This is a genomic window from Nonomuraea sp. NPDC050547, from assembly GCF_044457345.1.
In the GTDB taxonomy this organism is placed as follows: domain Bacteria; phylum Actinomycetota; class Actinomycetes; order Streptosporangiales; family Streptosporangiaceae; genus Nonomuraea.
The window spans coordinates 376,334-399,690 of the sequence record NZ_JBITGW010000008.1 but is presented as its reverse complement, the minus strand read 5'-3'; the positions used below and the strand labels follow the sequence as shown (position 1 = coordinate 399,690).

Below are 23,357 nucleotides of genomic sequence, written 5' to 3'. Positions count from 1 at the left end.
TTCCCTCACAATGGGGCACGACCAACTGCATGGGGGAAAGGGAAGGCCGTGCGAACTGCGGTTTTCGCGAGCGCGCTCGCCGCTGCGATCGCGCTCACACCGGCGGCGGCCGCCGCCGAGACGGCCAAGGACCCCTTCCCGGTCGACTCCAACGGCCTCGGCGGCCTGTCCGCGGAGAGCGTCAACTACGGCCACCAGCGCAACCAGGACATGGACGTGTGGTGGACGGCCGACGGCACCAAGCGGCCCGGCGTCTTCCTCATCCACGGCGGCTGGTGGTCCGGCGGCGACAAGAGGTACATGACGGAGATCGCCCGCACCTACGCCGACATGGGCTACACGGTCTTCAACCTCAACTACCGCCTGTCCGGCCAGGAGGCCTGGCCGGCGCAGCGCAGTGACGCCTTCTCCGCGATCGCCGTGGCCCGCAAGCACGCCGGGCGCTGGTCGTTCGACCCGGCCAAGTTCGTGGTGGTCGGCTTCTCCGCGGGCGGCCACATCGCCGCGGCCGTCGGCACGTACGGCAACGGCGTGCCCGGCCTGAAGGGCGTCGTGGGGCTGTCACCGGTGATCTCGCCGCTGCGCGCCTTCTCCGACGGCGCCAAGACCACGGACGTCAACAAGCGCCGCCTGCGCGTGGCGGCCATGCGGCTGGCCGGCGGCTGCGAGCCCAAGGGCAAGTGCTCGCGGGTCTGGGCCAGCATGGAGGTGCCCTGGCACGCCAGCGCCAAGGACGCCCCGATGCTGATGCTGCACTCGGAGAACGAGTTCGTGCCGCCGGTGCAGAGCGAGTTGCTCAAGACGATGCTGGGCCAGGTGGGCGTGGACGTGACGGTCGTCACCCAGCCCGGCTCCCAGCACAGCGCGCCGCTCTTCCGCGAGCCCGGCGTGGCCGAGCGCGTCCAGCAGTGGATCACCGACCGCGTCGGCTAACCCCACCGGATCACGAGGGATTACGCGGGCGCCCGGCGTTGTTGCACCGAGCGCCTGTTTACCGAAAGGAACCCTCATGGCGCTGACGGTCTACACCACCACCTGGTGCGGCCCCTGCAAGAGGCTGAAGTCTCAGCTCTCCCGCGAAGGCATCAGCTTCAGCGAAGTCGACATCGAGGCGAACCCCACCGCCGCCGCGTTCGTGGAGAGCGTGAACAACGGCAACCAGGTCGTCCCGACGGTCGTCATCGAGACCCCCAAGGGCCGGGTCGTGCGCACGAACCCGTCGGCGCGCGAGGTGAAGGCACTCCTCCAGGCCGCCTGAAGGTACCTACCAGTCACCGACCAGCTGGTCGCCGTACCAGGTCTCGATCAGCCGCCTGGCGATCGAGACCGGCGGCGGCAGCCGCAGCTCGCCCGAGGCCAGCGCCTCGGCGAGCTGTACGCGTGAGTACCACCTGGCCTCGGCGATCTCGTCGGCGTCCGGGGTGAGCGTCGTGGTGATCGCGTCGGCGAAGAAGCCGAGCATGAGGCTGCGCGGGAACGGCCACGGCTGGCTGCCCAGGTAGCGCGGGTTCGTGACGGCGATGCCGACCTCCTCGGCCACCTCGCGCACGACAGCGTGCTCCAGCGACTCCCCCGGCTCCACGAACCCGGCCAGGATCGACAGCCGCCCCTCCGGCCACTGCGGCCCGCGGGCCAGCAGGCAGCGGTCCTCCTCGTCGCGGATCAGCATGATCACCGCGGGGTCGACGCGCGGGAAGTGCTGTGAGCCGTCCTCGGGGCAGACGCGGATGTGGCCGCCCCCCTCGACGCGGGTACGGCTCCCGCAGCGCGGGCAGTGCTCGTGCGTCGTGTGCCAGGCCTCCAGGGCCACGGCGTAGACCAGCAGACCGGCGTCCCGGTCGCCGAGCAGCCCGCCGACCTGGCGCAGCCCGGCCACGACCGGCTGGCCCTCCGAGGTGTCGCTCAGGCTCATGGGCACGGTCGCCCGGCCGTTCAGCTCGGCGTCGATCCCCGGCAGGGGCGCGGCGACGGCGAAGTAGGCGGTGCCGTCCTCGACGCCCAGCAGATAGCGCTCGCCCTCGGGGGCTTCCCCGGTCGTGTACAGCACGGCCTCGACGTCCTCGCCGGTGCGGCGGACGAGCGTGTGGCCGTCGTCGATGACCAGAACTCTGGTGGCCGGGTCGGCCCAGGCACGTTCCAGCCACGCGCGGTCGCCGCGCAGTGTCGAGGACCTGTCGATGGTGCCGCGCGCCAGCAGTAGTGGCCCGATCAGTTGTTCTTCAGCCCTTGTATCCACGCCGGACACACCCTCCCCAAAGTCGCAGACATCCTACGACGCCAGGTTCGGGTAAGCCTCGCCGCCGCACTTCCGGCCGAATCCCCCGTAACCACATAATTGGCTCGCAGCATCGTGAAGATCGGAGGCTCTCGATCGATGCCTTTAGGAGACCCGCGGCAACTCGGGGACTACACGCTGGAGCACGTTCTCGCTGAAGGACCGGCCGGCGTGGTCTACGCGGGACGCGGCCCGGACGGCGAGCGGGTGGCGGTCAAGCTGCTCCATACCGATCTGGAGGATCCGGAGGGCTTCCTGGAACGGGCCGAGGGGCTGAAGCGCGTGGACGCCTTCCACAGCGCGATGGTCCTCGACGCCGGGATCGAGGGGGCGCGGCCGTACATCGTGTCGGAGTTCGTGGACGGGGTCAGCCTCAAGCAGGCCGTCATCGAGGACGGCCCCTTGGGCGGCGCGGCGCTGCATCGGCTGGCCATCGCGACGATGACCGCGCTGGCCGCCATCCATCAGGCGGGGCTGGCGCACGGGGCGCTGCGGCCCGACAACGTCGTGCTCGGGCCGGACGGTCCCCGAGTGATCAACGCGGGAGTCGGCGCCGCGGTGGAGTCGGGGTCGGCGATCGCCACCCAGCAGGTCTCCTCACCCGCTTTCCTGGCGCCCGAGCAGTTCGCGGGCGAGCTGTTCCCCATGTCCGCCGATCTGTTCGCGTGGGGCTCGACCGTGGTGTTCGCCGCCACCGGGCAGCCGCCCTTCCACTCCAACTCGATGTCGGCCGCCATGAACCGCATCCTGCGCGAGGAGCCCGACCTCGGTGGCGTGGCCGATCCGCCGCGGGCGATCGTCGCGGCGTGCCTGGCCAAGGATCCGGCGGCGCGGCCCTCGGCCAGCGAGGCGCTGATGCGGCTCGTGGGCCACTCCATGCTGACCGACCTGCCGCCGGTGCAGGAGGAGGAGCCGCGGCGCCGGTCCAGGGCGCCGGTGCTCGTGGCCGCGGCGCTCGCGCTGGCGGTCCTGTCGGCCGCGGGCGGGCACGCCGTCGCGCGGGTGACCCGACCGGCCCCGGCGCCGGCCAAGGTCGTGTCCGCGGCTCCGGCGCCCGGTCCCGCCTCGCCTTCCCCGGACGTCCGTACGGCGGCGCCCGACCCCAGCCCGCCACCCAAGCCCACCAAGACGGTCAAGGCCGCGGGCCTCGGCCTGACACTGCACGAGAGCCCGGACGACCCGGTCGTCCTGAGCGCCTACCGGGTGGGCAAGGACGCGTACGTGCGCGAGGGCGACACCTTCACCAAGCTGAAGACGCCCGGCGCCGACCTCGGCTTCTCCCCCGACGGCCAGTGGCTGGCGATCTACGCCGAGCCCACGCTGACGGTCGTCAACAGGAGGACGAAGGAGCAGTACGCCCTCACGCCGGAGGTCAAGGGCAAGCTCGCCCTCCCGACCTGGTCGCCGGACTCCAAGCGGCTGCTGCTGAGCATCGTCGACGGCGGCGATCCCGAGCTGGCTCTGGGCTTCGTGCTGGTCGACCCGGTCTCCAGAAGCGTCACCCCCGTACCCACCGACGACAAGGCCGAGCGGATCTACGCCTGGCTGCCCGACTCCTCCGGTGTGGTCATCGACTACCGGAGCGAGAGCGGCTGGGGTCTCAAGGCCCGCGACCTGGCCGGGCGCGAGCTGTGGACCAGGCACTGGGTCGGCCAGCTCTGGGGACGGCGCAGCTTCTCGCCCTCCGGCGCCTCGTTCCTGACGCTGTGCCCGAGCGGCGGCAGCTTCTGCCTCTGGAACACCCAGAACTGGGGTCGCCAGGAGAGCGTGGCCATCTACGGGGCCAAGGGCGGCACGCTGCTGAGCTGGTACGACGACAGCCATCTGATCATCACCGAGCCCCGGGACAAGGACAGGGCGGTGCACCGGATCATCGCCATCGACCTGCGCGGCCGTACGCAGAGGGTGATGGCCGAGCTGGCCGGCAAGGACGACCGCGACGACCTGATCTACGTCTACACACGGAGGTGACCGGCATGGACTCCGGCATCCTGGTCACCGACCGCGCGGAGGGACGGACGCTGGCCCAGGCGGTGTCCGAGGGCGGCGCGCTGTCGCCCAACGCCACCCACCGGCTCGCGCTGGCCGTGCTGACCGCGCTGGCCTCCGTGCACCGTACGGGCGGGCACCACGGCGATCTGGGCCCGCACACGGTCGTGCTCGGCGCGGACGGCACGCACGTGCTGCGCGGCACGCCCGCCGGGGAGGGCGGGCAGTCGGCCGACATGTTCGCCTGGGCCGCGCTGGTCGCCTACGCGGCGACCGGCCGCGACCCCTTCGGCGAGGTCGACAAACGCCGCCGGTACGGCGCCGCCGACCTGGGCGCCCTCCAAGGCGAGCTGCGCGAGCTGGTGGCCGACTGCCTGGCCGAGGACCCGGAGCACCGCCCAGCGGCGGAGGAGGCGCTGTTGCGCCTGCTCGGCCAGTCCGGCGCTCTGGAGACCGCGCTGCCCGACACGCCGGAACCGCCGCGACGGCGTCCCCGCGCGCTGCTGCTCACCGCGGCGGCCGTCGCCATCGTGCTGGCCTCCGGCGCCCTCGGCTACCTGCTGACCCCCAGGACGGTCAGCGCGGAACCGGTCGCGGCCGGCACTCCGTCCCGGCCGGCCTCCGCCACCCCCGCGACACCCGCCGCGCCGAAGCCGGTGCCCGTGACCCGGACCATCGCCCTGCCGGACGGCGCGGGCACACTCTGGGAGAACGCGGCCGACCAGGTCCGCCTCACCTCGTACCACGTCGGTCAGAACGGCGGCGACTCCGTCGCCTACGCGCGCACGCTCGACGGCACGGCGTTCGCCAGGACCGGCGGCGACAACATCTCCTCCCCCGTCTCCCCGGACAACCGGTGGACGGCCACCGTCAACGAGCTGCACATCCTGACCGCCGAGCGCCTGGACGTGAGCTTCACCGACCGGGTCACCGGCGAGAAGTTCACCGTCCCGACCGTGACGAACCCGCGCTGGGGCGTGTCGCCGCAGTGGTCGCGCGACAGCCGTACGCTGCTGCTGTCGATGCTGGAGCGCGACGAGCAGGTCCAGGCCGCCTACGTGCGGGGCTTCATCCTCATCGACGTCGAACGGCGCCGCGCCACCGTCGTGGAGACGGCCAACGCCGAGGACGTCGCGATGTTCAGGAAACAGGCGCCGGAGCAGCGCACCAGCTACTACTACCGCTGGGCGCCCGGCGACCAGCTCATCGCCTCCGGGTACATGACGCCGGAGAACGGCGAGGGCATCCGCTACCGGGACCTGACCGGCAAGGTCGTGCGCTCCATGCACTGGGTGGGCCGGCCGATCGGGCAGACGCCGTTCTCCCCCTCCGGCAAGCGGCTGGTCACCACGAGCTGCGCCAAACAGCTGACCAGCTGCATCTGGGACACCGAGACGGGCAAGAGGCTCACCAGCGTGCCGCCAAGCCCCGGCTACATGTACGGCTGGTACGACGAGGACAACCTGATCGTGGGCCGGGTGACCGGCAAGAAGATGATCGTGCAGGCGGTCGATCTCAGGGGCAAGGTGACGCGCAAGCTGGCCGAGCTGAGGGCCGTGAAGGACGAGCTGTCGGACCTGCGCTTCGACAGGTACTGACATGAGCGTCCTGGAACACGTCGGCGAGTACCGGATCCTGGGCACGCTGGGCTCCGGCGGCCAGGGCGTGGTCCATCTCGGGCAGGGGCCCGGGGGCGAGAAGGTCGCCATCAAGGTGCTGCACCGGGTCTCCGATCCGCAGGCCGTCGCCCGGTTCCTGCGCGAGGCGGAGGTGCTGCCGGAGGTGGCCTCGTTCTGCACCGCGCTGGTGCTGGGCACGGGCAGTGAGAACGGCGTGCCGTACATCGTGAGCGAGTTCATCGAGGGGCCGACGCTGCAGGCGAGCGTGCGCGAGCGCGGCCCGATCGGCGGGCGGGAGCTGCGCAGGCTCGCGGTCGGCACCGTCACGGCGCTGGCGGCCATCCACAGGGCCGGGGTCGTGCACCGTGACTTCAAGCCGGCCAACGTGCTGCTGAGCAGGGAGGGTCCGCGGGTCATCGACTTCGGGATCGCGCGGGCGGCCTCCGGTGAGACGACGATCGGCGGGGTGGTGGGGACGCCGGCGTACATGGCGCCGGAGCAGTTCGGGCAGGCGCTGGCGGGGCCGCCGTCGGACCTGTTCGCGTGGGCGGCCACGATCGTCTTCGCGGCGACCGGGCGAGCGCCGTTCGGGCAGGACTCGGTGCCGGCGATCATGCATCGGCTGGCGACGGAGGAGCCCGAGCTGGACGGTCTCGACGGGGACCTGCGCGAGATCGTGGCGGCCTGCCTGGCCAAGGAGCCCGCCGAGCGGCCGCGGGCCAGCCAGGTGCTGCTGCGCCTGCTCGGCCACCCGGCGCCCGGCAGCGGAGGCAACGTCGGGCGGACCGCCAGACGGCCGGTGGAGCGGCGGCCCGACTCGGTTCCGGAAGGGCTGCTGCTGGAAGGGCTGGCGGTCTCCCGCCGGCCCCGGCGCCTGCGCACGGCCCTGGTCGGGGGTACGGCGCTGGCCGTGGCGGCGGCCGTGACCGCCACGATCCTGGTCACGCGGCCCTCGGCCGGGCCGCCGTCCCCGTCGGCGGGCGCGCGGCCGAGCCCGGCGGCCGTCGTGCCGTCGCCCGTGGTCAGCGGTTCGCCGCCGGCCGACACAGCCCCGGTCGCGGTGCCGCAGCTCGCGGCCACGTTCTACGAGAGCCCGCGCGATCCGCTCCGGCTGACCTCGTTCACGGTCAAGGAGGAGTCGCTGCGGCATCCGGGGTTCGTCAGGAAGCCGGGGACGCGGGAGTTCGTCCGCCTGCCCGAGTACCGCGACGCGGTCGTCTCCCCCGACGGCGAGCTGGTCGCGTCGGTCTACACCACGCCCAAGTACGCCCCCGACGGCAACAACACCGTGCAGTTCACCGACCGGACGCTGACACCGTCCTTCGCGGTGCCGACCGTGGAGCTGCCGCTGCTGGTCAGGCGGCCGACGTGGGCACGCGACAGCTCGCGGGTCCTGCTGACCGTCACCGACACCGACGGCAGGGCCACCGGCTTCGCCGTGGTGGACGTGGCCGCCCGCGCGTTCACCCGGCGGGAGGTCGGCGGCCTGACCAAGGGGGCGGACTTCGCCTGGGGCCCGGACGGGACCGTCCTGGTCACCGGGGGCGGGCCGGTCGGCCTCTACACGCTCGACGGGCGGCTGTCGCGGACCGTGAAGGGTGTGCGCTCGGCGGACAACCTCACGGCCGAGGTCAACGGTCCGCTGCTGGCCGCCGGGTGCGCCGGCGCGCGGCCCGCCGTCTGCGTGGTGGAACACGAGAGCGGGAAACGCGTCTCGCGTTTCCCGCTGAGTGCCAAGCAGAAGGTGTGGGGCTGGTTCAGCCGGGACCACCTGCTGGTCTACGACTACGGGGTCAGCCCTTGGCGGGTGGACGTGGTGGACCTGACCGGGAAGAGGGTCCGGCGGTTCGCCACGATGGCCGGGGACGCCGGCACGGTCTGGCGGTTGTTCTGGTCGGGCGGCTGAGCCCGGATCGCCGGGCCCGGCCTCTCCGCGCTGTCACCGGGCGAAGACCACGATGTTGTCGCGGTAGCTGCCCTTCTTCCTGTCGAACACGCCGCCGCAGGTGATCAGGCGCAGCTCGGCGCCGCCGGTCTGGCCGTAGACCGTGCGGCCGGGGACGGCGGTCTTCGGGTAGCGGGCCAGGCGGTGGACGGTGAAGGCCTTGGTGCTGCCGTCGGCGCGGTCCACGTAGATCTTGTCGCCGGGGTCGAGGCCGCGGACCTTGTAGAAGACCGCGGGGCCCGTCTTGGAGTCCACGTGGCCCGCGATGACGGCGGGGCCGCGCTCGCCGGGCTCGGGGCCGGCCTGGTTCCATCCGGCGACGTCGTAGCGCTTGGGCGCGGTCAGGCGGCCCTTCTTGTCGAGGGCCAGCGGGATGATCTTCGTCTTCAGGCCGATGGCGGGGACGCGCAGCCGTACCGGGTTGGCGGCCTGCGTGCCACCCGCTCCGGTGTCCACGCCGCCCCTGGGACGGTCGTCGTCATCGTCGTCGTCGCTGGTGCCGCCCGCTCCGGTGTCCACGCCGCCCCTCGGGCGATCGTCGTCATCGTCGTCGTCGCTGGTGCCGCCCGCTCCGGTGTCCACGCCGCCCCTCGGGCGATCGTCGTCATCGTCGTCGTCGCTGGTGCCACCCGCTCCGGTGTCCACGCCGCCCCTGGGACGGTCGTCATCGTCGTCGTCTCGGTCGTCGTCGTCGGCCTGGGCCAGTGCGGCCGGGGCGGCCGAGGCCGGGGTCGCGACGAGACCGGCGCCCGCCGCTCCGGTTCCGCACATCAGCGCGATGGCGATCAGGATCCGCTTGAGTTCCATGCCGTCCTCCTGGGAGTCCGTTCCGTTGCCGATCTCAGACTCCCGAGCGGCGGTGGGACCCCCATGAGGCCGCCGTTAGAGGGCTTTCATGCGATATCCAGTACCTCGCAGGGTCTCGATCCGTTCTGCCCCGATTTTCTTGCGCAGGTACCGCACGTAGACGTCCACGACGTTCGAGCCGGGGTCGAAGTCGAACCCCCACACGTGGCTGAGCAGCTGCTCACGGGTGAGCACCTGGTCGGGATGGCGGCAGAAGACCTCGGCCAGCGCGAACTCCCGCGCCGACAGCTCCACCACGTGCCCGCCCACGTGCACCCGGCGGCTGCGCAGGTCCAGCGACAGATCGCCCACGCGCAGCACGGTCACCTCGGGCGTGCGCTCCGTACGCAGCCGCAGCCGCACCCTGGCCAGCAGTTCCTCGAAGGCGAACGGCTTGGGGATGTAGTCGTCGGCCCCGCCTTCGAGCCCGGCGACGGTGTCGGCCACGCCGTCACGGGCGGTCAGGATGATCACCGGCAGCGTCACCCTGGCCTGCCGCAGCCTGCGCAGCACCGTGAACCCGTCGCTCAGCGGCAGCCCGATGTCGAGCACCAGAAGGTCGAACTCACCGCTGCGGGCGTACTCGAAGGCGGCCTCGCCGTCCTCCACCACGGTGGTCACGAAGCCGTTGCCCCGCAGCCCCTTCTCCACGAACGCGGCGATCCTGGCCTCGTCCTCGGCGATGAGTATCCGGTTCAATCCCGTACCTCTTTTCCGTCAACCTGCAATTCGATGACGAAGCGGGCGCCGTCCTCCACCCAGACGCGGCCGCCGTGGGCCTCGGCGATGGAGCGCACGATGGACAGCCCGAGCCCGGCGCCCTGGTGGGAACGGCTGCCCGCGCGGACGAACCGCTGGAAGATGCGCTCGCGATCCTCCGGCCGCACTCCGGGGCCGCCGTCGCGTACCCACAGCCGGACGCGGTCGCCGTCCACGGCGGAGCCCGCGGCCACGAGCGCGCCCTCCTGGGTGTGCCGGACCGCGTTGGCGGCCAGTTGCATGAGCGCCTGGGTGAGCCGCTGGCGGTCGGCCACGATGCGCGCCTCGGCCACCTCGTCCACCCGCCAGTCGCGCTCGCCCAGCGCCCTGGCCTTGGCGATCACGCTGACGGTCAGGTCGGCGAGCTCCACCTCCTCCAGCGACAGGAAGCCCGGCTGCTCCGACTTGGCCAGCGTGAGCAGGTCGTCGACGATGCGGTTCATGCGGTTGAGCTCGTCGGTGACCAGCGCGAGCGTCTCCTCCCGCTCCGCCGGGTCGTCGCCCATCAGCTCCAGGTGGCCGCGGATGACGGTGATCGGGGTACGCAGCTCGTGCCCCGCGTCGTCCACGAACTCGCGCTGCACCTCGAAGGCGCGTTGCAGCCGGTCCAGCATGTGGTTGAAGGTGCGGGCCAGCGCGGCCACGTCGTCGTTGCCGACCACGTCGAGCCGGCGGGTCAGGTCGCTGGAGTCGCTGATGTGCTCGGCGGCCTGCCGTACCATCCGGACCGGTGCGAGCACGCGGCCCGCGACGAACCAGCCGGCCGCGCCCGCCATCGCCAGCGCGGCCAGCGAGGTGAAGGCGAGCACACGGACGGCGTCGACGACCTCCTGCCGGTGGTGCTCGTAGAAGATCGCGATGACGAAGTGGCCCTGGCGCGGGTCGCCCTTGATCTGGATGGGGATCGAGACGTAGCGGACCTCACCGGCTTTGGACGGCCACTCTCCGGTCTCCGGGCGCTGGGCCTCGGCCACGCGGGCGACCAGGGCGGCGTCCTCGTCGAGGGGCGCGGGCGCCTCGGCCCGGCCCTTGTGGTGGGGCTGGCCGTCCACGACGGTGAAGAACATCTCCCACCGGTCGGCGACGTTGACCTGGAGGTAGCCGACCAGCAGGTCCTCCAGGTCGTTGGTCGGGGGTTTGGCCGCGTAGCCGCGCAGCTCCTCGTACTCGTGCTTGAACTCTGCCGCGATCCGCTCGTCCACCCGGGTCAGCAGGACGTTCCAGGCGGCGAAGATCGACAGGCCGAGCGCCAGGGTCACGACCGAGAGCATCCAGCCTACGATCCGGGCTCTCGCACTCACCTTGCCTGCTCAGTCGTCGTCATCGTCCTCATCATCATCCCCGCTGCGGACCCTGGTCGGCGACGGGGGTGGCACCGGGTCGGCTTTCGTCTTCTTCCTGGTCGGTGTGGGCGTCGCGCGTTCCCTGGTCGGGCTCGGCGTCATCGTCGGCGTCGGGCTGGGCGGCGGCGGGGTGGCCGTGGGGGTGACGATGATCTCGCCGCCGAGGTCCGGTTCCACCGCGCCCGCTTTGACCACCACGGTCATGGCCAGCGCGGCGAGCACCGCGCCGACCGTGGCTCCCACGAGCGTGGTCCTACGGGTCATGACAGGACCGTAGGCTCTGCGGAGGAGATGTCGGTGAGATGAGAATGAGAAGACTCTCATTTGTCCGCCGATTAGCCTGTCGGGGCAACGAGGTGATCGTCCCGGGACTATCATCGCCGAGTTAGGTTAGCCTTACCTGATCCGGGGGTGCCCTGTTTTGCGGCTCTTCATGACGGCGCTCAAGCCGACGGACTCGGTGACCGACGGATTCCTGCCGGCCGCTCGCGCGCTCGGCTGCGAGGTCACCATTCTGACCGACCGGCCCGAGCAGCACCCGCACGCGGTCGCGTGCGACGTGCGCGACCCGCGCGCCCTCATCGACGCCGTCTCGCGCCTCGGGCGACCGGACGCCCTGTTCAGCAACTCCGACCACCTGCAGACCGAGACCGCGCTGGCCGCCGCCTACTTCGGGCTGCCCGGCAAGGACTGGCGGGCGTGCCTGTCGGCCAAGAACAAGTATCTGATGCGCGCGAAGCTGGCCGAGGCCGGGGTGGAGGAGGTCTTCTCGATTCAGCTGGGTCCGGATGACGCCGTTCCCGGCGGCCTGCCGTACCCCTTGGTGGTGAAGCCCCGCGAGGGCGTGGCCAGCGAGGACGTGATGCTGGTGGAGAAGGACCTGGAGAAGGCGGTCGCGGCGGTGCGGCGCGCGCGGCCGGGCGCGTACGTGGTCGCGGAGGAGTATCTGGAGGGACCGCTGCGCACGCTGGAGACGCTGGGCGACGCGGCGGGCACGCGGGTGCTGGGCGGTTACGCGACGCGGCTGGGGCCGCTGCCGCACTTCGTGGAGGAGCGGCTGGACTGGGCGCCGGACGGGCCGCACGAGCACGTGCTGGCCGCGCTCGCGGCGCTGGGTGCGGGCTTCGGGGCCTGCCACACCGAGTACGTGCTCACGCCGGCCGGACCGCGCATCGTCGAGGTCAACTACCGGGTGATCGGCGACCACTGCGACTTCCTGCTCGGCGACATCCTGGGCGTCCCGCTGTTCGAGTGGATCCTGCGGGCGCACCTGGGCGAGCGGCTTCCCGCGACACCCCCCGCTCCCGGGTACGGCACCGCCGTCAGCCTGGTGGCCGACCGGTCCGGAACGATCACCGAGGCCCCCGGAGCGGAGGAACGCTCCCAAGACGGCGTCCGCCTCTGGCACCGCCCCCTGCGCGCCGCCGGAGAACGGATCACCAGAACCCACACCAACCGCGACTACCTGGGCGTCATCCGCGCGGTCGGCCCCGACCGCCGCCGGGTGGAGGCGGCGGTGGACGCCTACCGGGCGGAGCGGCCGTGGGTGATCTCGGCGTGACTCTCGACTCCACTCAGGCCAGGCTGTCAGCGCGCGTTCTCGACGCCCTGCTGCGCGAGGACTACGGCGGCCTGTCGCGGCGGGTGAGCAGGACCCGGGAGGGCGTGCGGCTGACGCTGGCCGACGGCAGGGTCGTACGGCTGGTGCCGGGGTCGCTCTACCAGGACTTCGTGGTGGCCCCCGAGGAACGCCTGCGGCTGGATCAGGTGCTCGCCACACTGGCCGAGGTGGCCGATCCGGCCGACGCGCAGGGCGTGGCGGCCTTCGCCGACGAGTGCGCGGCGGCGCTGGCGGCCGGTGAGCTGCACGCGCTGCACGCCGATCGGGTGCTGGCGGGCGAGCCGTCCTACGAGACGCTGGCGGCGTTCGTGGAGCATCCGGTGTATCCGACCTCGCGGGCCAGGGTGGGGATGAGCGCCGCTGACCTGCTGGCGTACGCGCCGGAGTTCGGGCCCGCGTTCGCGCTGCGCTGGGTCACGGTGCCCGGCCACGACGAGCCGTTCCCCGTGCACCCGCTGACGATCGAGGAGGCGCTGAAGGTCGAGGGGGTGCGCGAGGTCGAGGGGCGGCCGACGATCGTGCGGCCCACGTTGTCGATGCGGACCGTCGAACTGGACGCGCGTACCCATCTGAAGCTGCCGATTCCGGTCAGCACGCTGGGCGTGCGCAACCGCCGCTCGATCAGGCCGGGGACGCTGCGTGACGGCGCCCTGGCCGAGCTGCTGGTCCGCGAGCTGGCCGACCCCGACGTGCTGGTGGCCGACGAGCAGACCTACGCGCACGCCGGGCACGAGTACCTGGCGTGGATGATCCGCCGGCTGCCGGAGGGCCGGATCGTGCCGGTCGCCGCGCTCAACGCCCCGACCGTGCTCGAACGGCTCGGCGACGTCGTCCCCGAGTACCTGCGCGTCCTGCTGCGCTGGAACGTGCGGCTGTTCGTCCGCCACGGCGTGGCGCTGGAGGCACATCAGCAGAACCTCGCGCTCGTGTTCGCGGACGACGGCATGAAGCTGCTGGTCAAGGACAACGACGGGCTCCTGGCTTCGCCGGCGAGGCTGCGCGCGGCCGGTGTCGAGCCGCCCGCCTTCACCGACGAGCGCATGCTGACCGACGACCCCCACGCGCTGGCCGACGTGTTCGTGACGATCACGCTGCATCTGGCCGCCGCGGCGGTCGCGTTCGGGGCGCTGCCCCACGAGCGGGCCGCCCGGCTGCTGCGCGAGACCCTCGCCGAGGCGCTCGACGAGCACGGCGAGGACCCCATGGCCCGGCTGCTGCGCGCCAGGACGCTCGACGCGGCCCGGCTCACCGGGAAATCGATGATCACCGCGGGCACCCTGGTGGCCAAGGAGCGCACCGGCGCCCGCGACGTCAACAAGTACTACGGCGCCAGCGGGCCCAACTACCTGAGGAGAGCGTGACGTGGAAAGCCTGGTCCTCGACTCCCCCGCCGCGTCGCCTCCCCGGGCCGAGGAGGCGACTCTGGCCGCGCTGCTGCGCTGCTGTGTGCGGGAAGTGGCGGGGCCGCGCGGCCTGGTGTGGCCGGCGCCGCCGTACCTGCTGCTGCGGGTGGGCGGGACGTTGCTGCGGGCACGCACGCGCGGCGGCGCCGCGCTGCGCTTCACCGGCCCGCCCGAGCGGCTGGAGCAGGGCGTCTGGGTGCCCCTGACCACCGATGAGCTGGTACGGCGGGCCGTATCCGACCTGAGCCTCGGCGAGGTGAACGCCGAGTTCGCCGGCCAGGTGGCGGCCAGCCGCGAGGCGCTGGAGGCGATCCTGCGGGCACGGGCCGAGGCGGTCGCGCCCGCCGACCCGTGGCTGGCCTCGGAGCAGGCGCTGGTCTACGGGCATCCGTTCCATCCGAGCCCGAAGGCGCGCGGCGGGCGCGACTGGCTGGCCTACGCGCCCGAGGCGCACGCGCGGTTCCCGGTGCGGCTGCTGGGGGTGCGTTCCGACGTGGTGGCGCAGGAGGGTGTGACCGGCGTGCTGGACCGCCTGGGTGAGGCGCCGCCCGGATACGCGCTGCTGCCCGCGCACCCGTGGCAGCTCGACCTGCTCGGCCCGGTCTTCGACGACCGGCTGGTAGACCTGGGTCCGGGGCCGGTGGTGGTGCCCACGTCGTCGGTGCGGACGGTCTACGCGCCGGATCTCGGGGTCTGCCTGAAGTTCTCGCTGGATGTCCGGATCACGAATTGTGTGCGGAAGAACGCCTGGTATGAGCTGGCGGGGGCGGTGGAGCTGAACCGCCGTTTGGGCCCGATATTCGATGAAATTTCCGGCAAATACCCTGCGACGCGATGGCTGCCCGAGCCCGGCTACCGCTCCGCGGGCCTGGGCACGCGGCTGCTGGAGGGGCTAGGCGTGATCGTGCGGTCCAGCCCGTGGTCGGTCACCTCCCCCGGCGTCACGCCGGTGCTGGCCGGAGCGCTGGCCACCGAGGGCGTCCGCACGCCGGACCCCGCCGCGTGGTGGCGCGCCTACGTCGCCGCGCTGGTCCCGCCCGTGCTGGAGCTCTACTTCCGGCATGGCGTGGTCCTGGAGCCCCACCTGCAGAACGTGCTGGTCGGCCTCGACGCGGACGGGCTGCCCGCCGAGGCGGTCTTCCGCGACCTGGAGGGCACCAAGCTGGTCACCGGCCGCCACGACCTGACCGGGGTGCCGGACCGCGTGGCGGAGGCCCTGTCCTACGACGCCGAGCGCGGCTGGGCCAGGGTCGCCTACTGCCTGCTGGTCAACCACCTCACCGAGATCGCCGCCAGCGTGGCGCCCGACGACGCGACGCTGACCCGCCTGTGGCGTTCCGCCGCGGAAGTGATCGCCGAGGTGGCCACGGACCTGGGCAACCCCGTGCCCCTGTCGGACCTGCTGGCCGGCGCGCCCCTGCCCGCCAAGGCCAACCTGTCGGTGCGCTGGGCCAGGGCCGCCGACCGCGCGGCCGGCTACGTCCCGATCGCGAACCCGCTCGCATGAGCCTCACGCACGCGGCCCGGATCGCCGAGGCCGCCGCCGGCACCGCGCCCGCCTACGTCTACGACCTGCCCGCCCTGGACGCGCACGCCACGGCCGTCCGCCGGGCACTGCCCGGCATCGAGCTCTACTACGCGGTCAAGGCCAACCCCGACCCCGCGCTGCTCCGTGTGCTCGAACCCCACGTGGACGGCTTCGAGGTCTCATCGGGCGGCGAGCACGCCCACGTCAGCGCCCTGTTCCCGGACAAGCCGCTGGCGCTCGGCGGCCCCGGCAAGACCGACGCGGAACTACTCCTGCCCGCCCACCGCCTGCACGTGGAGTCGCCCGGCGAACTGCGCCGCCTGCTCGCCTCGGGCCGCGCCGCCGACGTCCTCCTGCGCGTGAGCCCCGACCTGCCCGTCGAGGGCGCCGCCCTCACGATGAGCGGCCCGTTCGGCATGGACGACGACGGCGTGCGCACCTGCCTGCCCCTGTTCGACGACCGGGTACGGCTACGCGGCCGCCACTACCACCTGGCCAGCGGCCTGAACGCCGACCAGCTCCTGAAACTGGCGGAAACCCTGCTGTCCACCCACCCCGGCGAGGTGAACCTGGGCGGCGGCATGGCCGTGGACTACCATGACCCCGCCGCCCGCTTCGACTGGCCCGCCTACGGCACCGGCCTGGGCCGCCTGCGCACCCCCGGCCAGACGGTCCGCGTGGAGCCGGGCAGGTCGCTGACCGCGTACTGCGGCTACTACGTGACCAGGGTCGTGGACGTGAAGCGGGTGCGCGGCGAGGCGTACGCGATCGTGCTGGGCGGCACCCACCACCTGAGAACCCCCGTCACCAAGGGCCACGACCAGCCCTTCACCGTCCTCCCCACCGGCACCGGTCCAGGCGTGAGCGACGAGCCCGTAACCGTCGTGGGCCAGCTCTGCACCCCCAAGGACGTCTTCGCCCGAGCCGTCACCACCTCCATCCACGTCGGCGACACCGTGGTCTTCGCCATGGCCGGCGCCTACGCCTGGAACATCTCCCACCACGACTTCCTCATGCACCCCAAACCCACGTTCCACTACCTGTCAGGTTGAGGTGGGGACGGCTTCGATGAGGGCGATGAGGCCGTCCGCGTCGAGGAGGTTCACCGGGCGGACGGTCTCGTTGGGGCGGACGTAGTGGAAGGCGGCGCCCACCTGGTCCAGGGGGACCTTGGCCAGGTGCGACCAGGCCAGGCGGTAGGCGGCGAGCTGGACGGAGGCGGCGGCGGCCGCCTTGCCCGCCGGGCGTTCTCCCGTCTTCCAGTCGACCACCTCGTACGTGCCGTCGGGCAGCTGGAAGACGGCGTCCATGCGGCCCCTGACCAGGCGGTCGGCGATCATGGTCTCGAAGGGGACCTCGAGGTCGAGGGGTTTGCGGGTGGCCCATTCGCTTTCCTCGAAGCGTTCCTGCAGCTCGGCCAGCCGTACGTCGGCCTCCTCCTCGACGATGTCCAGGCCGGGCATCTCGAAGTCGTCGATGAGGCGCTGCTGGTCCCAGCGCGTCTCCAGCCAGCGGTGGAACGAGGTGCCCCGGCGGGCCAGCGGCGCGGGCTTGACCGGGACCGGGCGGCGGATCCTGCGGGCCAGTTCCTTCGCGTCGGCGGCCAGCGTGACCAGCGACGAGACGGTCAGCTTCGACGGCAGCTCGACCGTCCTGCCGCCGCCGCGCCGATACAGTTCGCGTTCACGCAGCAGCAGGTCGGTGTCGCGCTCCCAGGCCCGGACGCGCTCCTGCTCGAACGTCTTCAGCGGCTCCTCCGGCGCGGCGTCGAGCCGGCCCGACAGCGCGTCCTCGACCAGGCGGGCCCCGTCCAGGACGGCCTCGTATCGGTCGCCTTCCGGTACCACCGGCCAGGTGGCCTCGGCGGGCTCGTCCAGCAGCGGGTTGGTCGCTCCGTCGGCCAGGTCAGGGGCCCAGAAGGCCACGCGGTCGCTGGTGTCGCGGATCTCCAGCAGGAAGTCCGACGGCTCCAGCGGCTTGGTGGCGCTGCCCCAGCGGTAGCCGGAGGCGATCAGGTGGTAGTGGGCCCGGGTGACCGCCACGTAGGCCAGGCGCCGCTCCTCCATGAGGTCGCGCGCGCGGCAGCGCTCGTCGAACGCGGTCAGTTCCTCCTTGCCCAGCCCGCCCAGCCGGGGCAGGTCCGCGACATCCCCTCTCAAGGGGTACGGGAGCTTGCGCGGGTTGTCCGTCCACCGGCTGTTGGTGACCGGTGTCGCGGGGAACATGCTGCCGGTGGCGATCGTGCCCTTCGAGCTGATCAGCTGCGACAGGCCGGGCACCACCACGACCGGCCACTCCAGGCCCTTCGACGCGTGCACGGTCATCAGCTTCACGCTGTTGCTCTCGCCGACGCGCCCCGCCTCCAGGCCGAACTCCTCGCTCTCCGCCGCCTCCAGGTAGGCCAGGAAGGCGCCGAGCGTCGGGTCCTCGGCATCCCCGGCGAAGCGGGAGGCGGCGTCCAGGAAGGCGTCCAGGTCGGCGCGGGCGGCGAAGGCGCTGACCGTGCCGCCGCGCGCGGCCACCTCGATGTCGAGTCCGAGCTTCCGTTCCACCTCGGTGATCAGGTCGGGCAGCGGCTGGGCGGTGTGGGCGCGCAGCTGGCGCAGCTCGTGGGCCAGCGCGACCAGGCGGCTCCTGGCCAGCGGCGAGAACGACTCCAGCCACTCCTCGCGGTCGGGCAGCTCGTCCAGGGCGTCGATCAGGCTGCCGCGTTCCTCGGCCAGGTCCACGACCACCTGGTCGAGCGGGTCCTTCTCCGGCCGCGTGCCCTCCCTGGCCTCGCGGGTGAGCTCGCGGGCGTACTCGCCGAGCTGGCGCAGGTCGGCGGGGCCGATGCGCCACCTCGGACCGGCCATGAGCCGGGCCAGCGCGTCTCCCGCCGTCGGGTCGTACAGGGCGCGGAGGGTGGCGACGATGTCGTTGACCTCGGGGACGGTGAGCAGGCCGCCCAGGCCGACGACCTCCACCGGGATGTCGCGGGACTCCAGGGCGCGGCGCAGGGCGGGGAACTGCGAGCGCTTGCGGGCCAGGATCGCCACGTCCTGGGGCTGCAGCTCCAGGGTCTTCTTGCGTTCCTTCTCGCCCCAGGGCAGGCCGTCCGGGGCGACCTCCTGGCCGAGCATCTTCTTGACGCCCTCGGCGATCCACTCGGCCTCGTCCTCGGCGGTCTCGTGGAAGGCGCAGGTGACGCGGCCGCGGTCCTTGCGGTTGGCGCCGGGCACCAGGACGGGGACCTCCCTGGCTTCCATCCGCAGCGGGATCTGGACCCGGGCGGCGACGTCGAGGACGCGGTCGCCGTTGCGGAAGCTGACCGAGAGCTGGCGCACCGGAGCCCGGTCGCCGGAGGCCGTTCTGAAGTCCTGGGAGAAGCGGCGCAGGTTTCCGGCCGAGGCGCCGCGCCAGCCGTAGATGGACTGGCAGGGGTCGCCGACCGCGGTGACCGGGTGACCGCCGCCGAACAGGCTCCTGAGCAGGACGAGCTGGGCGTGGCTGGTGTCCTGGTACTCGTCCAGCAGGACGACGGAGAACCGGTCGCGTTCGATCTGGCCGACTTCGGGGTGCTTGGCGGCGATCCGGGCGGCCAGGGACATCTGGTCGCCGTAGTCGATGACCTCGCGGCCGCGCTTCAGCCGCTCGTACGCCGCCACCAGGGGAAGGAGCTGTTCTCTCGCCCGTTGCACCGCGATGGGCTTGCGCTGGGCCGCGACGGTCTTGGCGGGGAGCATGCCGTACTGCTCGTCGAGCCACTCGCCGACCCCCCGCACGTCGCCGCCGGCGCGCAGGTGCTCCGACAGCTCTCCCGCGAGCTCCAGTACGGCGGCCGTGACCGACGGCGGCCCCAGCTCGATCTTGTCCATCGGCCCGTCGTACATCGCCACGACCCGCGAGGCCAGCTGCCACGAGACGGCCGGGGTGACCAGGCGCATCGTGGGCTCCAGCGCCTCCCGCAGGGCGTGGTCGGTGACCAGGCGGGCGGCGTAGGCGTGGTAGGTGGAGACGGCCGGCTCGTCGTCCAGCAGCGACGGCTCGACCAGGCCGGCCTCCGCCAGTCCGTTGAGGCGCTCGCGCACCCGGTTGGCCAGCTCGGCGGCGGCCTTGCGGGTGAAGGTGAGGCCGAGCACGTTCTCGGGGCGCACCAGCCCGTTGGCGACCAGCCAGACCACGCGCCCGGCCATCGTCTCGCTCTTGCCGGAACCCGCTCCTGCCATCACGACCATCGGCTCCAGCGGCGCCTGGATGACATGCTCCTGCTCCGGAGTCGGCGGCAGCACGCCCAGCTTGTCGGCGAGCTCTCCCGGACTCAGCACACCTGGCCCCCGTTGTCGTTGACCGGGCAACTGGCCCTCGCGGCGCACGTACGGCAGCCGTCGTTGACCTTCGCCTGGAAGAACGGGCCCGACATGCCGATCGCGACGGTGTCGACCAGGTCCTTGGCCCAGGTGGGGTCCCGGTCGTCGGCCAGGGCGGGCTGCGCCTGCTCCAGCGCGTCGTTCTTGCCGCCCGCCTTGCCGAGCTGCACCAGCGAGGCACCGCCCGGCTCGGTCATGCCGTGCCTGGCGAAGGCGCCCAGCAGCGCGGCCAGCTGGTAGACGCCCAGCTGGGGGTGGCGGTCGAGGTCGCCCGCCTTGGGCTTGCTCGACCCGGTCTTGAGGTCGATGATGACGGCCCTGCCGTCGGAGTCGCGTTCGACCCGGTCCACGCGTCCCTTGATCAGCACGCCGTCGCCGACCGTGGCCGTGAACGCCTCCTCCAGTGCGACCAGTTCGCGCGGGTTCTCCTTGTGCCAGCGCAGGAACTTGGCGATCATCTGCTCGGCCACCTGGCGCTGCTTGCGGTTGAACCAGACGCCGCCGAAGTCCAGTTCGCTCCAGATGTCGTCCAGGCGGCGGCCGAGGAGGTCCTCGCTGGGCAGGTCGGTGGCGGCCAGCACGGCCAGGGCGTGGATGACCGTGCCGAGGCCCTGGGCGCTGCTCGTCCCGGCGGCGCCGACGGCCGTCTCCAGGAGCCAGCGCAGGCCGCACTTGGTGAAGCTCTCCACGGCCGAGGGCGAGATGCGCACGATGTCGTCCGGCCAGCCGAGGGGGCGGTCGTCGGAGATCGGCGTCAGCGCGTACCAGTCGTTGGGATGCGCGCCCTGCACGCCCGCGGCGGCGAGCCTGGCGAGTTGCTGCGCGGCCTTCTGCCGGATTTTTGCCGACTTTGTGGGATCTGTTACGGCGCTGCGGAGGTCGGCCACGAGCGCCGACATGTTCAGCCACCGGGCCTGGTCGTCCACCGTCGCCGTGTCCACGGAGCCCGGCATCAGCTCGGCCAGGAACCTCGACGGCCGCTCGTCGGTGTCCTCGCCGCCGACCGCCGTCACGACCAGCCTCTTCCTGGCCCTCGTCGCGGCCACGTAGAACAGGCGGCGTTCTTCCGCCAAGAGCTTCGAGGCCAGGGACGCGGTACTCGGCTGCGCCCCCTCGGCCAGCTCCACCAGGTCCTCGGCGCCCAGCATCGAGCCCCGCAGCCGCAGATCCGGCCAGACGCCCTCCTGAACGCCCGCCACCACCACGACATCCCACTCAAGCCCCTTGGAGCGATGCGCGGTCAGCACCCGCACGGCATCGCCGTCCGGGGCGCGTTCGGCCAGGGTGTCACCGGGGATCTCCTGGGAGGCGATGTCGTCCAGGAACACCTCCGCGCCGGCCCTGGGCATGCGGTCCACGAACCTGGCGGCGTGATCGAACAACGCCACCACGGCGTCCAGGTCCCGGTCCGCCTGGGCGCCCCTCGCGCCGCCGGACAGACTCAGGTCGGTCCAGCGCTCGGCCAGCCCGCTGCCCTGCCAGATCGCCCAGAGGACCTCTTCGGCGGTGCTCTGAGCCTTGGCGGCCTCTTTGGCGGCGTGGAGGAGATGGGCTACGCGTTCCGCCGGGTGGGCTATGTGGGGTTCTACGCGGGTCAGTTCGCGGACATCGAGGACGGCCGCCACGAGCAGCTCACCCGACGACCTGACAGACCGCACCGGCCCGTCCTCCTCTTCCCCGGAGACACCTTCACCGGCGGCCTCTTCTGTGACGGTCTCTTCGGTGGCGGTCTCTTCTGTGGCGGCGGCCTCGTTTTCGGCGATTTTCAGGGCGCGGCGAAGGCGGCGTACACCGATCATGTCGGTGCCGCCCAGCGGGCCGGTGAGCAGTTCCTCCACCACGGACTCGTCCAGCTCGCCCGGGTACAGGGCCATCCGGAGCATCGTCAGCAACGGCCGGACCCCGGGCTCCTGGGCGATCGGCACCTCGTCGCCCGCCACCATCGTGGGCACACCGGCGCTCACCAGCGCCCTGCGCAGCAACGGCACCTGCCGGGTGGCCGAGCGGACCAGCACGGCCATCCGGTGCCACGGCACGCCGTCGATCAGGTGCGCGCGGCGCAGCGCGTCGGCCACCACGGCGGCCTCCTGGCTCGTGGAGTCGGCCAGCAGGACCCTGACCTCGCCGGGTTCGGCGTCGTCCAGGGGCATCAGGTCCCGGTGCCCCCAGGCCTTCCGCTCCCTCGGTACGGCGACCGGGGTGGGCGATTCCTCGGCCGGGGGTTCTCGACGGGCGCCGGGCTCGTCGTCCGCCGGGCCGGCGGTCAGCAGGGTTTCGAACGCGATGTCCTGCTCCTTCGCCGCCGGTGCGGGCGGCCGGGCCGTACCGGATGGCTCGGGCGGGGTGAGGGTCGCGTCGGGGGTGGGGGCGGCGGGCAGGCGGGAGGCGACGCGGCGGGAGGCCGTCAGGAGGTCGGCGCCGCTGCGGCGGCACACGCGAAGGGCGACCACGGGCGCTTCGCGGCCGTCCAGGGTGCGGAAGCGCTCCGGGAAACGCAGGATGCCGCGGACGTCGGCGCCGCGGAAACCGTAGATGGACTGGTCGGGGTCGCCCACCGCGATCAGGTCGCGGCCGTCCCCGGCGAGCTGCTGCAGGAGGTACTCCTGGGCAGGATCGGTGTCCTGGTACTCGTCCACGAAGACCATGTCGTAGGCGGCCCGCTCGCGGCGGCGTACGTCGGGGTCGGACAGGAGGCCGGCCGCGGCCTTGATCAGCTCGGCGTAGTCGAGCACCGGCTCGGGGTCGAGGTCGAAACGCTCCTGGTAGCGCAGCGAGAACGTGCCCACGGCCACCCAGTCGGGCCTGCCGTGCTGGTAGCCGAGTGCGACCAGGCGGTCGCCGTCGAGGCCGCGCTCGCCCGCCCGTGACAGGAAGTCGCGCAGCTCCTCGGCGAACCCGCGCGTCTTCAGCGGCTCCCGCAACGCCGGCGGCCACTCGCGCGCGCCGTCCTCCAGCTCGCCGTGAAGCAGGCGGCGGATCTCCAGCAACTGCTCGGGCCCGCTCAGCAGCCGCGGCGGCTCCATCCCCGCCCGCAGGGCCTCGCGCCGCAGCAACGCGTAGGCGTAGCTGTGGAAGGTGAGGGCCAGCGGTGTACGCGTGGTGCGGCGCAACCGGCCGGTGACGCGTTCCCGCAGCTCACCGGCGGCCTTCCGGCTGAACGTGAGGATGAGCACCCGCTCGGGATCAAGCCCGCGGCGTTCGATCCGGTCGACGACGGTCTCCACGACAGTGGTCGTCTTCCCCGTACCGGGACCGGCCAGAACGAGCATCGGCCCACCGGGATGTTCGACCACGGCACGCTGGTACTCGTCGAGCACAGGGGCCTCAACCGGTCCCCCGCCCCCACGTCGCACCAACCGCCAGGTCTGACCACTCACAGCACTAGATTCCACCAGACCACAGGGGTAGATCGTGCCGCCTTGACCGTTCTCCCCACGAGTCCGCCCACGCTACCGGCCCAATCCCCCAATATCCCGCCAACCCGCCGCCCCTCACCCACCTTCTCCGCCACTCGCCCTTGTCTTCATCCGGTACGGCCCGCCGCCCTGCCCGGCGGGCAACGGGACCGTTACGGCGGGGACCACGTCCGACGTGAGAAGCGACCCCCACGATCGGCGCCCGCCAGGGTCGGCGGGTGGCGTGGGGGCGGCTTGCCGTAACGGATGGGGCGGGTTGAGCCG

16 protein-coding genes are annotated in these 23,357 nt (G+C 72.4%); 9 read left to right on the top strand and 7 right to left on the bottom strand.

What is annotated here, in order from left to right; all coding sequences use genetic code 11:
• The first annotated feature begins 48 nt into the window (after window positions 1–48).
• Together ACIBHY_RS22480 and ACIBHY_RS22475 are read left to right on the top strand one after the other, a co-directional pair.
• On the top strand, window positions 49–933 hold the full coding sequence (locus ACIBHY_RS22480) for an alpha/beta hydrolase (protein ID WP_397251330.1): 885 nt from the start codon (window positions 49–51) through the stop codon (window positions 931–933).
• A gap of 76 nt (window positions 934–1,009) precedes the next feature.
• Window positions 1,010–1,258 (top strand): glutaredoxin domain-containing protein, encoded by a 249-nt coding sequence (locus tag ACIBHY_RS22475; protein WP_184968030.1) that lies wholly within the window; start codon window positions 1,010–1,012, stop codon window positions 1,256–1,258.
• Between the two features lie 6 nt (window positions 1,259–1,264).
• Here ACIBHY_RS22475 and nudC read toward each other — a convergent pair whose 3' ends face one another.
• Complete coding sequence (gene nudC / locus ACIBHY_RS22470) at window positions 1,265–2,236, bottom strand: NAD(+) diphosphatase (RefSeq protein ID WP_397307631.1); 972 nt, start codon at window positions 2,234–2,236, stop codon at window positions 1,265–1,267.
• 138 nt (window positions 2,237–2,374) lie between these two features.
• Here nudC and ACIBHY_RS22465 point away from each other — a divergent pair, with 138 nt between their 5' ends.
• Genes ACIBHY_RS22465 through ACIBHY_RS22455 form a run of 3 tightly spaced genes read left to right on the top strand, consistent with a single transcriptional unit; the run spans window position 2,375 to window position 7,789 of the window.
• Window positions 2,375–4,246 (top strand): protein kinase, encoded by a 1,872-nt coding sequence (locus tag ACIBHY_RS22465; RefSeq protein ID WP_397307630.1) that lies wholly within the window; start codon window positions 2,375–2,377, stop codon window positions 4,244–4,246.
• 5 nt (window positions 4,247–4,251) lie between these two features.
• On the top strand, window positions 4,252–5,862 hold the full coding sequence (locus ACIBHY_RS22460; RefSeq protein WP_397251336.1) for a hypothetical protein: 1,611 nt from the start codon (window positions 4,252–4,254) through the stop codon (window positions 5,860–5,862).
• 1 nt (window position 5,863) lies between these two features.
• Window positions 5,864–7,789 carry a protein kinase gene (locus ACIBHY_RS22455; protein ID WP_397307629.1) on the top strand — a complete coding sequence of 642 codons (1,926 nt, stop codon included), beginning with the start codon at window positions 5,864–5,866 and terminating at the stop codon, window positions 7,787–7,789.
• Between the two features lie 33 nt (window positions 7,790–7,822).
• Here ACIBHY_RS22455 and ACIBHY_RS22450 read toward each other — a convergent pair whose 3' ends face one another.
• The 4 genes from ACIBHY_RS22450 to ACIBHY_RS22435 all read right to left on the bottom strand — a co-directional run bounded on the left by ACIBHY_RS22450 (window position 7,823) and on the right by ACIBHY_RS22435 (window position 11,040).
• A complete protein-coding gene (locus ACIBHY_RS22450; RefSeq protein ID WP_397307628.1) occupies window positions 7,823–8,635 on the bottom strand; it encodes a class F sortase in 813 nt (270 codons plus the stop codon).
• 75 nt (window positions 8,636–8,710) lie between these two features.
• The gene (locus tag ACIBHY_RS22445; RefSeq protein WP_397251342.1) at window positions 8,711–9,373 is read right to left on the bottom strand and encodes a response regulator transcription factor; all 663 of its coding nucleotides are present in this window, start codon (window positions 9,371–9,373) and stop codon (window positions 8,711–8,713) included.
• Window positions 9,370–10,704 carry an ATP-binding protein gene (locus ACIBHY_RS22440; RefSeq protein ID WP_397251344.1) on the bottom strand — a complete coding sequence of 445 codons (1,335 nt, stop codon included), beginning with the start codon at window positions 10,702–10,704 and terminating at the stop codon, window positions 9,370–9,372. The genes ACIBHY_RS22445 and ACIBHY_RS22440 overlap by 4 nt, the downstream gene beginning before the upstream one ends.
• A gap of 39 nt (window positions 10,705–10,743) precedes the next feature.
• Window positions 10,744–11,040, bottom strand: a complete 297-nt coding sequence (locus ACIBHY_RS22435; protein ID WP_397307627.1) for a hypothetical protein — start codon at window positions 11,038–11,040, stop codon at window positions 10,744–10,746.
• Window positions 11,041–11,197: 157 nt separating this feature from the next.
• Here ACIBHY_RS22435 and ACIBHY_RS22430 point away from each other — a divergent pair, with 157 nt between their 5' ends.
• The 4 genes from ACIBHY_RS22430 to ACIBHY_RS22415 are packed head-to-tail and all read left to right on the top strand — an operon-like array spanning window position 11,198 to window position 16,380.
• Window positions 11,198–12,337: a siderophore biosynthesis protein gene (locus ACIBHY_RS22430; RefSeq protein ID WP_397307626.1), complete on the top strand. Its 1,140-nt coding sequence runs from the start codon at window positions 11,198–11,200 to the stop codon at window positions 12,335–12,337.
• Window positions 12,319–13,758 carry an IucA/IucC family protein gene (locus ACIBHY_RS22425; RefSeq protein ID WP_397307625.1) on the top strand — a complete coding sequence of 480 codons (1,440 nt, stop codon included), beginning with the start codon at window positions 12,319–12,321 and terminating at the stop codon, window positions 13,756–13,758. The genes ACIBHY_RS22430 and ACIBHY_RS22425 overlap by 19 nt, the downstream gene beginning before the upstream one ends.
• A gap of 1 nt (window position 13,759) precedes the next feature.
• A complete protein-coding gene (locus ACIBHY_RS22420; RefSeq protein WP_397307624.1) occupies window positions 13,760–15,307 on the top strand; it encodes an IucA/IucC family protein in 1,548 nt (515 codons plus the stop codon).
• On the top strand, window positions 15,304–16,380 hold the full coding sequence (locus tag ACIBHY_RS22415) for a type III PLP-dependent enzyme (RefSeq protein ID WP_397307623.1): 1,077 nt from the start codon (window positions 15,304–15,306) through the stop codon (window positions 16,378–16,380). The genes ACIBHY_RS22420 and ACIBHY_RS22415 overlap by 4 nt, the downstream gene beginning before the upstream one ends.
• On the opposite strand, the gene ACIBHY_RS22410 is transcribed toward ACIBHY_RS22415, so the two are convergent.
• Both ACIBHY_RS22410 and ACIBHY_RS22405 read right to left on the bottom strand, forming a co-directional pair.
• A complete protein-coding gene (locus ACIBHY_RS22410) occupies window positions 16,372–19,635 on the bottom strand; it encodes a UvrD-helicase domain-containing protein (protein ID WP_397307622.1) in 3,264 nt (1,087 codons plus the stop codon). The genes ACIBHY_RS22415 and ACIBHY_RS22410 overlap by 9 nt on opposite strands.
• Window positions 19,629–22,994, bottom strand: coding sequence for a UvrD-helicase domain-containing protein (locus tag ACIBHY_RS22405; protein ID WP_397307621.1), 3,366 nt, complete (start codon window positions 22,992–22,994; stop codon window positions 19,629–19,631). Before ACIBHY_RS22405 ends, ACIBHY_RS22410 begins: the two co-directional genes overlap by 7 nt.
• Window positions 22,995–23,357: the final 363 nt, after the last annotated feature.